Here is a 15,241-nt window from a genome sequence, read left to right on the forward strand (position 1 = left end):
GTGAACATGCTTATCTATACAAAATTCTAGTTGTTGTAAATTATTTTCTTTGTTAAGTTCTTTACTATATAATATACCTGTCCGAACTATTGTTAAATATTATATTTTAAAAGGTGAGGCGTCATTTATAAAAAAACTACGTGCCCCAGAAAGAGCCTCAAAAAGCGCCCCAGTTAAATGCATTTAAATACACTTAAATAGGAAGGTATAAAAATCTCCGATTTGCAAAACCTTGATGTTATGCACCCATAAAAATTAAATACATTTGGTTAGAAACCAATGTCATAAGTATTGCTTATTGAAAAAGATAATATTAATGTAATTTACTTATGAATAAAAATGAGCTATCATGGGTATTGGAGAAAAGATGCTTTAACAATTTATATAGGCCTTTTCAAAAAGATATTTAGGGGGATCCGCAAATGGCACAAGGTAATTTACACAACAGCCGCGCATCATTCGAAGTTAATGGTAAAACTTATAATTACTATGACTTAGCTGCGATTGAAAAAGCTGGCGTTGCAAAAGTTTCAAACCTTCCTTACTCAATCAAAGTATTATTAGAATCAGTTTTACGTCAATATGATGCATATGTTATCAATGAAGAGCACGTAAACGAATTAGCAAAATGGGGTAACGGCGCAAATCCAGAAGCTGAAGTACCATTCAAACCTTCTCGCGTAGTATTACAAGACTTCACTGGTGTACCAGTAGTAGTTGACCTTGCTTCTCTACGTTCTGCAATGAAAGAAATGGGCGGCGACCCAAGCAAAATCAACCCTGCTATTCCAGTTGACCTTGTAATTGACCACTCAGTACAAGTTGACAAATACGGTAATGCATCTGCATTAGCAGCAAACATGGACCTAGAATTCGAACGTAACGCTGAGCGTTATAACTTCTTAAAATGGGCTCAAACTGCTTATGATAACTTCCGTGCTGTACCACCAGCAACTGGTATCGTTCACCAAGTAAACTTAGAGTATTTAGCTCCAGTTGTACACGTAAACGAAAATGCTGACGGTACTTTCGAAACATTCCCTGACTCAGTAGTAGGTACTGACTCACATACAACAATGATCAACGGTATCGGTGTTCTTGGATGGGGCGTTGGTGGTATCGAAGCTGAAGCAGGTATGCTTGGTCAACCTTCATACTTCCCAATTCCAGAAGTTATCGGTGTTAAATTAGTTGGCGATCTTCCAAACGGAACTACTGCTACTGACTTAGCATTAAAAGTAACTCAAGTATTACGTCAACGTGGCGTAGTTGGTAAATTCGTTGAGTTCTTCGGACCTGGCGTAACTAAATTACCACTAGCTGACCGTGCGACTATCTCTAACATGGCTCCTGAATATGGTGCTACATGTGGTTTCTTCGCAATTGACGAAGAATCATTAAACTACATGCGTTTAACTGGTCGTGACGAAGAGCACATCGCGGTTGTAGAATCTTACTTAAAGTCTAACCACATGTTCTTCGATCCAACTTTAGAGCCAGTTTACACTGACGTATTAGAAGTAAACTTAGCTGAAATCGAACCAAACCTTTCTGGTCCTAAACGTCCACAAGACTTAATTCCACTATCTCAAATGCGTACTCGTTACAAAGAAGTAGTAGTGGCACCACAAGGTACACAAGGTTTCGGTTTAACTGAAGATGAATTCGCAAAAACTTCTGTAGCTAAATTCGCTGAAGGTGATGTAGAAATCCCAACAGGTGCTGTAGCAATCGCTGCAATCACTTCTTGTACAAATACATCTAACCCATACGTATTAATCGCTGCGGGCTTAGTTGCGAAAAAAGCTGTAGAAAAAGGTCTTACTGTGCCTAAATGGGTAAAAACTTCTTTAGCACCAGGTTCTAAAGTAGTAACTGGTTACCTTGAAGATTCAGGTTTACAAACTTACCTTGACGAAATCGGTTTCAACACTGTAGGTTACGGTTGTACAACATGTATCGGTAACTCAGGTCCATTACTTCCTGAAATCGAAGACGCTATCAAAGAGAACGACTTATTCGTAACTTCAGTTCTTTCTGGTAACCGTAACTTCGAAGGCCGTGTACACCCACTTGTAAAAGCTAACTACTTAGCTTCACCACCACTTGTTGTTGCTTATGCACTTGCTGGTACTGTGGATGTTGACCTACAAAAAGATTCATTCGGTAAAGACAAAGATGGCAACGATGTATTCTTCGCTGATATCTGGCCTTCAACTGAAGAAGTTAACGCAGTATTAGGTACTGTAGTTAACCGTGAATTATTCCAAAAAGAATACGAAACTGTATTCACAGCGAACGAAAAATGGAATGCAATTGAAACATCAACTGAGTCTCTATACACATTTGATGACAAATCAACTTACATCCAAAACCCACCATTCTTCCAAGGTCTTGCAAAAGATCCAGAAGCTATTAAAGGCTTAGAAGGCTTACGCGTAATGGCGAAGTTCGGTGACTCAATTACAACTGACCATATTTCTCCAGCTGGTGCAATCGGTAAAGATACACCTGCAGGTAAATATTTAATCGAAAACGGTGTTGCTATCCGTGACTTCAACTCTTACGGTTCTCGTCGTGGTAACCACGAAGTTATGATGCGTGGTACATTTGCAAACATCCGTATCCGTAACCAAGTTGCTCCTGGTACAGAAGGTGGTTTCACTACTTACTGGCCAACAGGTGAAGTAGAGTACATCTATGACGCATGTATGAAATACCAAGAACAAGGTACTGGCTTAGTAGTACTTGCTGGTAACGACTACGGTATGGGTTCTTCTCGTGACTGGGCTGCTAAAGGTACTAACTTACTTGGTATCAAAACAGTTATCGCACAATCTTACGAGCGTATCCACCGTTCTAACCTAGTAATGATGGGTGTTCTTCCACTTCAATTCATGCCAGGTGAATCTGCTGATACTCTAGGCTTAACTGGTAAAGAAGAAATCTCTGTTAACATTACTGACAACGTGAAACCACGTGAAATCTTAACAGTAACTGCTAAATCTGAAGACGGTTCAGTTAAAACTTTCCAAGCTTTAGCTCGTTTCGACTCAGAAGTAGAAGTAGACTACTACCGTCACGGTGGTATCCTACAAATGGTTCTTCGCGCAAAAGCTGCTCAATAATCATTTAAATAAAAACCGATCTCTTAGGAGGTCGGTTTTTGTTTATACATAAAAGGGGAGGCATTGGTTTGCAAAAAGATGAATTGAAAAAACGTGCTTTATCCATTGTTCCGTTACCGAGTCACTATGAGCTAATCATAGAAGAGTATTCTGCAGACGAGAGAGTGATGTTCTCATGGGCGAATGAACAACAGGATGAAAGTATGACTGTTGAGTTAGATTGCACTGGTCATCTCGTATATTTATCAATTGAAACTAATGATACTGTTCCTGAGGCTTATTCTATCTCTACTGAAGATAAGAAAAGGAGTGCGGAACAATTTTTACTCATTCATTATCCAGAAGCTTTAAAAGACTTAACACTTTCTCAAAAGAAAAAACTGTCGCGTGTAGAACGCTTTTCTTTTGAACAGTTTGTTATGGGTGTACCATTAGCACAAGCTGGTTGTTTTATTGATGTTGATGCATTTGGCGATATTGTTAAATTTAGATACGACGGTGTTAAGACGAGTCCTGAAATCCCTTTAAAACTAGTTTCCAAGGAAAGTCTAATGGAATATGTGCGTAATACGTTGGCATTACAACTAGTAATAACAAAATTATCTCGCGATGTTTACAATGTGACGAAGGATGGACTTCATCTCGTGTATGAGGTACATTCATTTTTAAATTTTAAAGCAGATGCATTAAAACCAACTTTAAAGATCATTCATGATGAAAATGAGCCTGAAAGTTATGCTGCTCTTCCTCCTTTGCCAGCTAACTTTACGGCCAATGAAGTAACTAATGAAGCGATCATTGGCATTACAGATGAACTGGAGCTTATTCGAGAAGTAGATATAGGGCCAGAGCTAGGGATGGTGTGGCGTAAGCGGAATTGGGAGATGCAAAAAAAAGATTTAACGATGAACAGCTTTTTTAAAATGCAGTCAGAAGATACAGTAAAAACTTTTATTTCAAAAAAAACTGGTAATATACAAAGCTTTGGATGGTTGCATAAACGCTTAGGAAATCTACAGCTTAATCATGAAGCATGTTATGAAAAAGCAATAGACTTTTTACAAAAAGTAATTCCGGACTACTATCCTTATCTTCAACGATTAATTCGAGGAGATGAAGAAGAGGATGAAAGAGAATCAGACTCATTTATATTCCATGCCCATAATCAAGGATTACCTATTGCTGATATGGTGATTGTCGTTGTAAATTGTACAACTGGACTGATTGATTATTATAGTGGACCGAATTTTGATTTGGATGAACTTCGCCAAATGACTACAGTACCAGCTATTTCTTTGGAAAAAGCGAATCGTCAATTTCTAGAAAATATCGATTTTCAATTGGTTTGGGACAAAAATTACGATGACGAAATTGAGTCTTATCAACTTATCTATCAAGCGTGTGATCGACAAACTAAGTTACCTATCCGGTGTATTGACGCGACTACTGGCGAAATTATTGTCAGTAATGTTTAGTGAATTGATTTTTACTATATGGAAGCAAAGCGACAGTACAGAAGTTTCCAATCACTATAGGTGGTGCGGATTAAAGTTATTGTTCGGAACAGTAGTCAGTTGCACTTGGTACAGAACCGATTTCCTGGGAAGTCGGTTTTTTTCTACTTCTTTCAAAATGAAAGGGTCGGTCTAGAAATTAATCAAAATCGTGGATAGAACTGCCGAAATCGTGGATAGAAACGTCAAAATCGTGGATAGAAACGTCAAAGTGACGGATAGAACTGTCAGTGCGACGGAAAGAACCCTCTAAACGAGAGATTGCCCCGATTGAATGAAGAATAACCCCGATGAAATGACGGATATCTCACGAAAATGAAACGTAAAACCAAAAAGTTGCGACTCTAACCGTCTAATTAATGGTTAGAATCATCAATTAGACGGTTAGAGCCGCAATGATCAAATCAGTTTATCCGCTAAATTTCTTCATACTATAAAACTGTAAACAAATCGCGAATGACATAGAAATTACTGCAAAATAAATCAATGTTATTGTTCCCAACTGTAAAGACAATACGACCCCGCCTAAGCTTGCGCCTATTGCACTACCTAAATAATTTACAGAACTGTTTAATGCCACTGCCGAACTTCCGTTATTCGGCTGTTGTGATAGTAAAATATGTTGTTGAGGTGCCTGGCATGCCCAACCCATTGCTCCCCAGACAAAGAACGGTAAGTATTTTAAAATAGGGAAGTTAAGCATTAAGGGTATGCTTATAATCGATAACGTTAAAGTAAATAAAATGATTGTAACTAAAGTTTTTGGTTTTCCGAAGTAGTCGATTAAGTAACCTATCAATATACTTCCAACCAAGCCACCGAATCCCCATGCCCATAAGTAAATTGTTAAATTACTCGAGCTTGTCATTTCTTCTAAAAGGGGAGAGAGGTATGTGTACAATCCGAGACTAGCAACACTGGCGAAAAATGTTATACATACAGTTATAGTTACTCTTTTATCCAGGAACATTTTTAATCGTTCGTTTAGTGCAGGGGGAGGTGTTGTTGGGAAATCGGGCAGAAACATATGCATACATAAAATAGAAATGACACCGATTATCACTAATAGCCAAAGTGTTACTTTCCAATCAAATAAGTTCGATATATAAATACCTAAAGGAACGCCAAGCACTGTTCCCATACTCATACCTCCTATAGTCAATCCTAGAGCTCTTCCTTTCTTTTCACTTGAAATGAACTTTGTAGAAGCTGCTATAGCTAAAGGTGAAAATAAACCAGCCCCAATCCCTGCAATTGCTCTCGAAAGTAGAAGAATAGAAAAGGTCGGAGCTAAAGCTGTAACGCTATTCGCTATTGTGAAGAGTAGCATTGACCATATTAAGATTTTTTTTATAGGTTTTCCGGCAAGTAAAGAAGAAAATAACGGCGCTGATATTGCGTAAAATAAAGTGAAAATGCTCACTGCCTGACCAGCTTGTGATGTGCTTTTTTGATACGTATCGCTAATTCCTGGGAGAAGTCCTGCGATCACATAAGCATCAAAACCCAAGGCAAACATGCCAAAGGCTAATAATAAAACATTTTTCATAAATTGAACCTCCATAAATTAAAGGTGATAACCTATAACGTTATGTTATAATCGAAGCACCTTCTATATTTAATAGGTTACTAAAAAACCTCGAATATGGAACAATCACTATTTTATAAGGATATAACAAATCGTTATAGGGTATGGAGGGATACAATGAATGTAGAATGGTTACACAGCTTTATTGCTGCCGCCAATCAAAAAAGTTTTTCTAAAGCTGCTCAAATTACGAATCTTTCCCAACCTGCACTAAGTAAACATATACGAAACTTAGAGAATAATCTTGGCATGGAATTATTTCATAGGACTTCCATTGGTATCGAATTAACCGAAGCTGGCGATCGTTTCTACACCCGAATTACACCAGTTTTGATTGAATTAACAGCGATTCGTGAAGAATTGCAGCAATTTAGTCAAAGTAATCCTATTGCGATCGGTGGTCTGCCTAGCTTAGCCACTTACTATTTGCCAAACAAAATGAATGAACTTAAGCAACTTGGTCGACCAATAACATTAATGATTCAAAATACTTCAAATGAACTATTACAATCTTTAGAAAAAGGGAGACTTGATGCAATCTTTGTGGATGCAAAGTATACGGGTGAATCTTTGTGGAATTGGGAGTTGTTTACGGAACCTTATTATGCTGTGTTTCCTTTGAATCATCGTTTTAATTCAAGAATAGCAGTTGATCTTGAAGAACTGTGTGAGGAGCCGCTTATTGTTCATCAAGCTCCTTGTGATTCAAGGAAGGATATAGTAGAACAAATACAATCACTTGGCTACACGCCGAATATCATTAGTGAAGTAAACTTTGGGGATTTTGTCTTTGGCGCAGTAACTTCTGGAATGGGGATTACGATTGTACCAGAATTAATGGCAAAAAATATCGGCCATCTTCAACTTTTTACTTTACCGATTAATAATTTTGGAAGATCCAGGACGATTGCATTGGTTACAAAGCATAAAGAATTAGGTTCGAAATTATATAAATTAATATCAAATTAAATGAAGCTGTCTCCAAGCGTTTCGTGAAGACAGCTTCATTTAATTAATTAAACCCCATTAAATCCTTGACCTTTTTTGTATTTTCCACTGTTGTCAACATTTCTAATAAGCTAAATGCAACATCGAATGCAGTGCCGGGATTGGAGGATGTAATAATATGTTCAGTTCGAACAACTCGTTCGTTGACGATGTCTGCACCATAGGATTGCAGCTGTGCTATTCGTTTACTTGTTGGGTGATTATAAGTTGTAGCTTTTCGATTATGAAGCACTCCGCTATGACCTAAAATGAGGGAAGCTACACAAATCGTCGCAATAGGTTTTTTGTGTTCATCGAAATGACGAACAACCGCCTGGAACTCCTCGCTAAAAGCATCCTCATAAAATCCAGCCTCTTCAAAGCCTCCAGGAATCGCAAGTGCATCAAAATCCTCTAATGATATTTCATGTAGCAATTTTTCAGGAGCTACGTTAAAATTCCATGTACATTGCAGCTGCTGATGTAATCCTACAGTCACGACCTCTGTAGTGCCGTCGCCCTCCCATTTATTCCAGCCAAGTACATCTGTAAAAACACTTGCTTCAACAGCCTCAAAACCATTTGCTAATAGTAATAATATTTTTTTCATGTTGTTAATGCCTCCTTTATACGTTTAATTGTAATGAATAATGATATTCAATAACAGAATCTGTATAATGTAATTTAGAAGATTTGCTTTATAATGAAAGGAAATTTATTAAATCTAGTTTATAAAAAAAGGTGGATACTTATGGATCAAATAGATCATGAAATTTTACAGCAATTACAACGAAATGCAAAAATGTCGATGAAAGAATTAGCGGCTACGGTTCATTTATCTTCTCCGGCTGTTATTGAACGTGTAAGAAAACTGGAAGAGCAGGGGATTATTGAAGGTTACGGTGCTAGGGTTAATTTAAAAAGGATTAATCGCGACATTCAAGCCATTATTTTATTTAAATCCATTGATTGTAAAAGTCTTTCGGATTTTTGTAACGCACACCCCGATGTCCTTGAATGCTATCGTGTCGCGGGTGAAATCAGTTACATTGTAAAAATTGCAACCAATTCAGTAGAAACATTAGAGCAGTTTATTGACGACGCAATGCCTTATGGTACGCCTTCAACGAATATTGTGCTTTCTTCAACAAAAAAAGCGGTCATTGAGACTTCTTTTGATGAAAATTTAGACTAATGTTCCTACAACAATATCGATTGCAGATGTAGCAGGAGAAAAAGATGATTTTAAAATAAGAAGGCTAGACATTCAAAAATTCAAGAATGTCTAGCTTTTTATTAGCTGTTTTTTATATTTGGAATAAGGTACAATTATTGTAAGTATTTGAATTCTCGAAAAATAGGTGCAGGGAAGTGAATAAATCATTGATAATTGCAATAATGGACAATGCATTAGCATTTATTCTATCTTCTCCACTCATACTTATCTATTTTAAAAGCGTTTCTCAGGAAAATTTAGCTTGGCGTTGGATTTTACCCTTTTGGTTTTTAAACCACAATATGATTAGATATTTTGTGTCTTTTGGTGATATCTTTTGGGTGGTGTTAATGTGGCAATTTCTTTTTATTTGGCCAATATGTATAGGTATATATTATTATTTATACAAAAAGGAATATAAATGGGAATTTTATATAGGGTTAAAGAAAAAGCATGTTATTTTTTTCGGAAGCTTAATCGTTTTATGCATTAGTTCACTAGGGATTTGTATGTATGATACAAACAAAAAAGTAATTGCCTTTCATGAACAAGTAATGAAGGAGTTTGAAGATAGCTCTGACCGTCCGCAATATTTGATACAAAATAGTGTTACGCCATCTACTCTGCTTTCTTTGTCCGAGCAAATTAATGAGGTCAGAAATGGAAAAGTGCGTGCGGCAACCTTCCCTTGGAAAAGCAAGGTAATTGTTGTAATGGGCAACGACCAGCAGAAGGAGTTTACTTACGTTCGGTTTAATAAGGGATGGAAGCTTGATGGCATTTACCACGAAAGTAGTTTTGAGTATTTAGAATAAAAGCAACCGTGAAAAGGAGAGCAATAATGCGTATGTTAAAAAATAAAACCTTATTAAAGGAAAACGACTTAAAAGGAATTCTCAGAGAATTAAATAGTGGAGATAGAAGCTGGCAGCAAGAGGACCAAACTCAACTCATACAATCAATGATGATACATATCGGCTCATTAGATAGTGAACTACGAGATAACTTAATTTATGGATCGTTTTATGAATTGATCCGTGAAAAAAACTTACTAGAGCATTCACTTTTAACGGAGCTTTTAGAGGAATGCTTGAATAATTTATTATGTAAGGGTATTGAAGAGGGCGAATCAGATTTAGTTTTTACCCGTACATTTACGTCGCTATTGATTGCCCTAATATTATTTAGAGATAACGCAGACGATTTTTTATCCCAACAAAAAATCGCTGATTGTAAAGATAAAGTACTAGCTTATTTAGCAGTAGAAAAGGATGCAAGGGGCTACGTGCCGGTAAAAGGGTGGGCTCATAGTGTTGCCCATATGGCTGATGCAATCGATGAGTTGGTGAAAAATCCAAAATTAGATAAAGCTTTTTATAGTCAAATTGTTAACGCATTGTGGAACGCCATTTTGCAAGAAAATTATGCTTTCATTCATAATGAAGATGAGCGGATTTTAGTTCCTATTTTCACTATGCTTGAGAAAGGTCTAGAGGAGCATGAGATCATTAAGTTGCTGCAACAATTACCTGCTACTTTAAAAGTAAAAAAAGAACAGCTTGATGTACAGCATCACAGAATTTTAGTTTTTAACTGTAAATCCTTTGTGAAAAGCTTTTATATTATAACAAATGGGAAGCCTAAGTTCGCAGCTCTTCATAAAAGCATCGAAACATGTCTTGATGAATTATAGGAAAAGTACTACCAATAGTAGTACTTTGAAATTATTGACAGACGAAAAATAGTCTGTTACGATGAGTGACAATAAAAGCATACAAATTCGTTGATGAGAAAGAGTAGTGTTTCATTTTGTTCTACAGAGAGCCGACATATTGGTGGAAGTCGGTGTGCAAGTGATACATGAAGATCCTCTCTGAGAAGATTAGCTGAACATAGTAAGCTGATTCGGGTGTCTACCGTTAAAAAGAACACGTATGATTGTACGTTGCTGAGTGCTATTGAACGTTACTTCAATAGAATTAGGGTGGTATTCGCGGTTAACCCCGTCCCTTACTTGGGACGGGGTTTTTTGTATGCCTTTTATACAAAATTAATTGTATAGGAGGAACTAATATGCAAGTAGAACAAAAGAAGGAAACTACAGTTGAACGAGAAACACGGATCCGAGCATTGTGGGAGCAAGAAGGCACGTTTACAACATCCGTGACAAATCGTGTTGGACAACAGCCTTTTGTATTTTATGAAGGACCGCCAACAGCAAATGGTTTACCACACGTAGGTCACGCATTTGGTAGAACGATTAAAGATGTAGTAGCTCGTTATAAAACGATGCAAGGCTATTTAGTTGAACGTAAAGCTGGTTGGGATACACATGGCTTGCCTGTAGAGTTAGGCGTGGAAAAAAAGCTAGGCATCTCTGGCAAGCAAGAAATTGAGAAATATGGTGTTGAGGAATTTATTCAAGAGTGTAAGGGAAGTGTCTTTACTTATGAGAAGAAGTGGCGCTCCTTTACAGAGCAGCTCGGTTATTGGATTGATATGGATGACCCTTATTTAACGTTAAGTAATGATTACATTGAGTCCGTTTGGAATATTTTAAGCCATGTGCATAAGGAAAAACTTTTATACAGGGGGCATCGTGTTTCGCCATATTGTCCTAGCTGTCAAACATCATTAAGCTCTCATGAGGTTGCGCAAGGCTATAAGGATGTCAAAGATTTATCGGTAACGGCAATGTTTAAGTTGAAGGACAAAGATGAGTATTTTCTTGGCTGGACAACGACACCATGGACATTACCTGCTAATGTTGCCTTGGCGATGAATTCTAAGCTCGTGTATGTTCGAGTGAAGCAACACGATAAAGTATATATCTTGGCAAAATCATTAGTGGAAAAGGTTTTTACTGAACCCGTTGAAATATTAAGTGAGCATAATGGGCATGAATTTGAAGGTGTATCGTACATTCCACCTTTTTCATACGTAACCGTTGATAAAGGTCATGTCGTTGTGCTGGCCGATTATGTCACAGAGCATAGTGGAACTGGAATTGTTCATATCGCGCCTGCATATGGGGAGGACGATTATAAAACGGTTCAGCAAAATGGCCTATCATTTGTTAATGTTGTTGATTTAAAAGGCTGTTATACAGAAGATGTTCCAGAGCTTGTCGGTAAATTTGTGAAAGAGTGTGATGTCGACATTATTAAAATGCTCGCTAAAGATGAGCTATTGTTTGATAAGGAAAAATATGAGCATAGCTATCCTCATTGCTGGCGCTGTGATTCACCTTTGCTTTACTACGCAACTGATAGTTGGTTTATCAACATGTCGCCATTGAAAGATAAGCTTTTACAAAATAATGAACAAGTAACTTGGTATCCCGATCATATTAAACACGGTAGATTTGGAAACTTTTTAGAAAACTTAGTGGACTGGAATATTAGCCGAAATCGCTATTGGGGAACGCCACTCAATGTGTGGGTTTGTAAGGATTGTGGTCATGAAGAGGCACCAAATAGTATTGCAGCCTTAAAAATGTTATCGAAGAGTACTTTACAAGATATAGAGCTCCATAAGCCGTATATTGATGAGGTTATATGTACTTGTCCAACATGTAATGGGGACATGGAACGCACACCTGAAGTGATTGATGTATGGTTTGATAGTGGTTCAATGCCATTTGCTCAGCATCATTATCCTTTTGGAAACCTCGATACGTTTAACAATCAATTCCCAGCTGATGTTGTCATTGAAGGTATCGACCAGACACGTGGATTTTTCTATAGTTTATTAGCCGTATCGACTTTATTTACAGGTAAAGCACCTTATAAAAATGTACTATCTTTAGGGCATGTTTTAGATGAGCATGGACAGAAAATGTCGAAAAGTAAAGGCAATGCATTAGAGCCAGTTGAACTAATTCAGCAGTACGGAGCAGACGCATTAAGATGGGCGTTTTTAGTTGACAGTTCTCCTTGGAATCCTAAACGCTTTTCAAAGAAAATTGTGGTGGATGCAAAATCAAAACTAGTCGATACACTAGATAATACGTTCAAATTTTATCAGCTATATGCAGAAATAGATGGCTTCCAATACGATGCCAATAATACAGGTACTCGTACAAAATTAGATCATTGGATACTATCTCGATTACAACATACGATTCAGCTAGTGACAAAATCGATGGACGATTATCAATTTACACAAGCAACACGTGAAATTGGAAAGCTTGTGGAGGAGCTAAGTAACTGGTATATCCGTCGCTCACGAGCAAGATTTTGGGCTAACGGATTGTCAGAAGATAAGCGTGGTGCCTACAGTACACTGTATGAGCTACTCACGACAATTTGTCAATTACTAGCGCCTTTCACGCCATTTATCGCAGAAGATTTATATCGACAATTATGCGGACAAAGCGTTCATTTGCAAAACTACCCAACATTCAATGAAGCGCTTGTGAATACGAAACTTGAAAAAGAGATGGGGAATATTTTAACAATAGTAGAACTTGGCCGTAGCATCCGTAATAGTCAAAGCATCAAAGTAAAGCAACCTTTAAGTGAAATGATTGTCTCAGTTGACGGTGAGCTAACGGATTATCAACCATATAGCGAGCTCGTGAAAGATGAATTAAACATAAAAGAATGCCTCTGGACAAATGATTTCTCTGCATATGAAACGGTTCATTATAAGCTTAATTTTAAAACAGCAGGTGCAGCATTTGGAGCAAAAGTGAACAGCGTAAAAGAGTACTTAGTGAATTTAAGTGATAAGGAGAAAACTAACTTACAACAAACAGGTTCAGTTGCATTAACGATTGATGGAGAACAACTAACATTGCTAAAAGCTCACGTATTAACTGAATCCATTGTAAAGGACCAATACATCTTAGCCGAAGAAGCTTCTTGTCGAGTCCTTTTGAATGTTCAGCTGACAACTAGTTTACTTGAGGAAGGGCAAATTAGGGAACTTATTCGCACAATCCAAGATACACGAAAAAAATGGCAACTTCCTATTGAGCAATATATATCGATTTCGATTGCTGGAAGTGCCAAAGCAAAAACGATTATCCAGCAGCACGAAGCATTATTAAAGGCAAATGTGTTGTTACATGATATTCATTATGTGAGTGCCGACCATGTTGAACGGAATATAGAGACAGAAATGTTTGATGAAAAAGTTTCTGTTTATTTTATACTGTAAATTCTGTAATAATCGGGTATACAAAGGAAGTGATCAGATAAGCTCAGGAGTCAACAGAAAAAAGCTCAGCACAAGTATTTTATTAATAGTCAAGAATTAAAGTAATGCACTATAGATCATTATCACTATATACAATGTGTAACATTCGTTATTTTTAAGCTGAACTAATTTTGATAGTAGTTCAGCTCTTATTTGTGTTTAAAGGTATAGTCTGAAAATATTAATAAAGTAAAGTATATGTGAATTTTTCTATACGTGATTCAAACTGTATAGTTTAGTACAAGGAGAATTCAAGTAGATAATAGCCTTTAGAGAGGAATTATTGGGATAATATGCTAAACTGATAAAAAGGAAATTAAGGACTGATTCAATTAATGGATATTAGAAAACCTAACGATTTGGAACTAAAAAAGGTATTATCTCTTTCTCCACAAGCCGTTTTTGATGGTACATTAGGTGAGGTAGAACCTACGAAAGAAAAAATTGACCAACTTGTTAAGCCACTTTTGGAAAAGGGAAGCTACTATTTAATAGCAAAAGAAAATGATAAATTAATTGGCTGGATTCTTATAGGGGCTAGTAAAGACCAATTTACGGATAGGATGAATGGATTTATCTACGAACTATTTGTTATAGAAGAATTTAGGGGGAATGGGATCTCCAAAATGTTAATGAGAGCAGGAATTGATCATCTAAAACAAGATGGATATTCAGAAATCCGTCTAAGTGCATTTGCGGGGAATCAAGCAATTAAACTGTATGAAAAATTGGGATTTAGCATTAGGACAGTTACTATGAGTTTGCAGTTATAAACAAACTAACTTATTTCATACGGGTGCTTTACTTCAAGATGGGATTCCTCAGGGATCCCATCTTTTTCATCTTCAACTAACGTCGCGGGTTAGTTGGATTAGATAAATCCTTTTATTACTAAATTAATGGTATTATAAGGGTGCTTGAATGCAAAGAGGTGAGATTATGGATGAACGAAAAAGACGAATGCAGCAAAAAATACAAGTTGTCAAACAAAAAAATCAGAGAACTAATCTAATGAATTTATTTCCAAAACATATTTCTAGTGTGATAGAAAAAAGCGAGTTGATTACGTCTCCAGAATTAGAAAGAATATTAAATAAAGTTCACGAGAAATGGAATTATGAATTACATAAAGTGGATTTTGCGATTAAATATCGTGATTTCAGAAAAGAATTTAGTTGGGAACATGAGGTTATTGACTATGTACAAAGAATTGATTTTGAAAATAAATTAGTGTACTTGTCTTTTGGGATAGGTGATTGTCCAATATTTATTGTTGACGGAAAGTGGGCATTAATGAACTTTAGCATTCTATGGGAACATATCGATCATGATGATATATGGATTATTAGTCAAGATTTTAGCTATGGTGTTCTAGTTACCCTTTATGGAGGATATTTAGAACACGACCCTAACCCAAAAGAAATACTTTATGCAATTACAAAATGGGATCAGGAATCAAAAGGCCTATTAAACTAAAGGAATCATTAATAAAAGATTAAAGAGTTGCATATGCAGCTCTTTTCTTACGATTAGTCAAGTATCTATAATAACTTTCTTAACTCTCTGATATTATTTTGATAAATTGGGCCATGCCGAATAAGCCTAG

The 15,241-nt window shown here is 36.7% G+C and carries 11 protein-coding genes and 1 other annotated feature; of the genes, 9 read left to right on the forward strand and 2 right to left on the reverse strand.

The genetic code is table 11. From position 1 onward, the window contains the following. Positions 1–422 precede the first annotated feature (422 nt). The gene (gene acnA, locus ACQKN4_RS04305) at positions 423–3,128 is read left to right on the forward strand and encodes an aconitate hydratase AcnA (protein WP_427482482.1); all 2,706 of its coding nucleotides are present in this window, start codon (positions 423–425) and stop codon (positions 3,126–3,128) included. 38 nt (positions 3,129–3,166) lie between these two features. Continuing rightward, the gene (locus ACQKN4_RS04310; RefSeq protein ID WP_427482484.1) at positions 3,167–4,603 is read left to right on the forward strand and encodes a YcdB/YcdC domain-containing protein; all 1,437 of its coding nucleotides are present in this window, start codon (positions 3,167–3,169) and stop codon (positions 4,601–4,603) included. A gap of 448 nt (positions 4,604–5,051) precedes the next feature. On the opposite strand, the gene ACQKN4_RS04315 is transcribed toward ACQKN4_RS04310, so the two are convergent. After that, complete coding sequence (locus tag ACQKN4_RS04315; protein ID WP_427482485.1) at positions 5,052–6,191, reverse strand: MFS transporter; 1,140 nt, start codon at positions 6,189–6,191, stop codon at positions 5,052–5,054. A 156-nt stretch (positions 6,192–6,347) separates the two neighbouring features. Between ACQKN4_RS04315 and ACQKN4_RS04320 the strand changes: the two genes are divergently transcribed. After that, positions 6,348–7,199, forward strand: a complete 852-nt coding sequence (locus ACQKN4_RS04320) for a LysR family transcriptional regulator (RefSeq protein WP_079563272.1) — start codon at positions 6,348–6,350, stop codon at positions 7,197–7,199. A gap of 43 nt (positions 7,200–7,242) precedes the next feature. On the opposite strand, the gene ACQKN4_RS04325 is transcribed toward ACQKN4_RS04320, so the two are convergent. Beyond that, positions 7,243–7,827, reverse strand: a complete 585-nt coding sequence (locus ACQKN4_RS04325; RefSeq protein ID WP_427482487.1) for a DJ-1/PfpI family protein — start codon at positions 7,825–7,827, stop codon at positions 7,243–7,245. 141 nt (positions 7,828–7,968) lie between these two features. On the opposite strand from ACQKN4_RS04325, the gene ACQKN4_RS04330 reads away from it, so the two are divergent. From ACQKN4_RS04330 to ACQKN4_RS04355, 6 genes are all read left to right on the forward strand, one after another. After that, positions 7,969–8,412 carry an Lrp/AsnC family transcriptional regulator gene (locus ACQKN4_RS04330; RefSeq protein ID WP_427482489.1) on the forward strand — a complete coding sequence of 148 codons (444 nt, stop codon included), beginning with the start codon at positions 7,969–7,971 and terminating at the stop codon, positions 8,410–8,412. A 203-nt stretch (positions 8,413–8,615) separates the two neighbouring features. Further along, positions 8,616–9,248: a hypothetical protein gene (locus ACQKN4_RS04335; protein WP_427482491.1), complete on the forward strand. Its 633-nt coding sequence runs from the start codon at positions 8,616–8,618 to the stop codon at positions 9,246–9,248. Between the two features lie 26 nt (positions 9,249–9,274). Beyond that, the gene (locus tag ACQKN4_RS04340) at positions 9,275–10,126 is read left to right on the forward strand and encodes a DUF2785 domain-containing protein (RefSeq protein WP_427482493.1); all 852 of its coding nucleotides are present in this window, start codon (positions 9,275–9,277) and stop codon (positions 10,124–10,126) included. Positions 10,127–10,207: 81 nt separating this feature from the next. Then, positions 10,208–10,447: a binding site (T-box leader), on the forward strand. A 59-nt stretch (positions 10,448–10,506) separates the two neighbouring features. Then, positions 10,507–13,596, forward strand: coding sequence for an isoleucine--tRNA ligase (gene ileS, locus ACQKN4_RS04345; protein ID WP_427482495.1), 3,090 nt, complete (start codon positions 10,507–10,509; stop codon positions 13,594–13,596). A gap of 374 nt (positions 13,597–13,970) precedes the next feature. Next, positions 13,971–14,408, forward strand: a complete 438-nt coding sequence (locus ACQKN4_RS04350; RefSeq protein ID WP_427482496.1) for an N-acetyltransferase family protein — start codon at positions 13,971–13,973, stop codon at positions 14,406–14,408. A 166-nt stretch (positions 14,409–14,574) separates the two neighbouring features. Beyond that, entirely contained in the window at positions 14,575–15,111 is a 537-nt protein-coding gene (locus ACQKN4_RS04355) for a hypothetical protein (protein WP_427482498.1), read from the forward strand. The last annotated feature ends 130 nt before the right edge of the window (positions 15,112–15,241 follow it).

This window comes from Lysinibacillus sp. NPDC093692 (assembly GCF_050280125.1).
Taxonomy (GTDB): domain Bacteria; phylum Bacillota; class Bacilli; order Bacillales_A; family Planococcaceae; genus Lysinibacillus.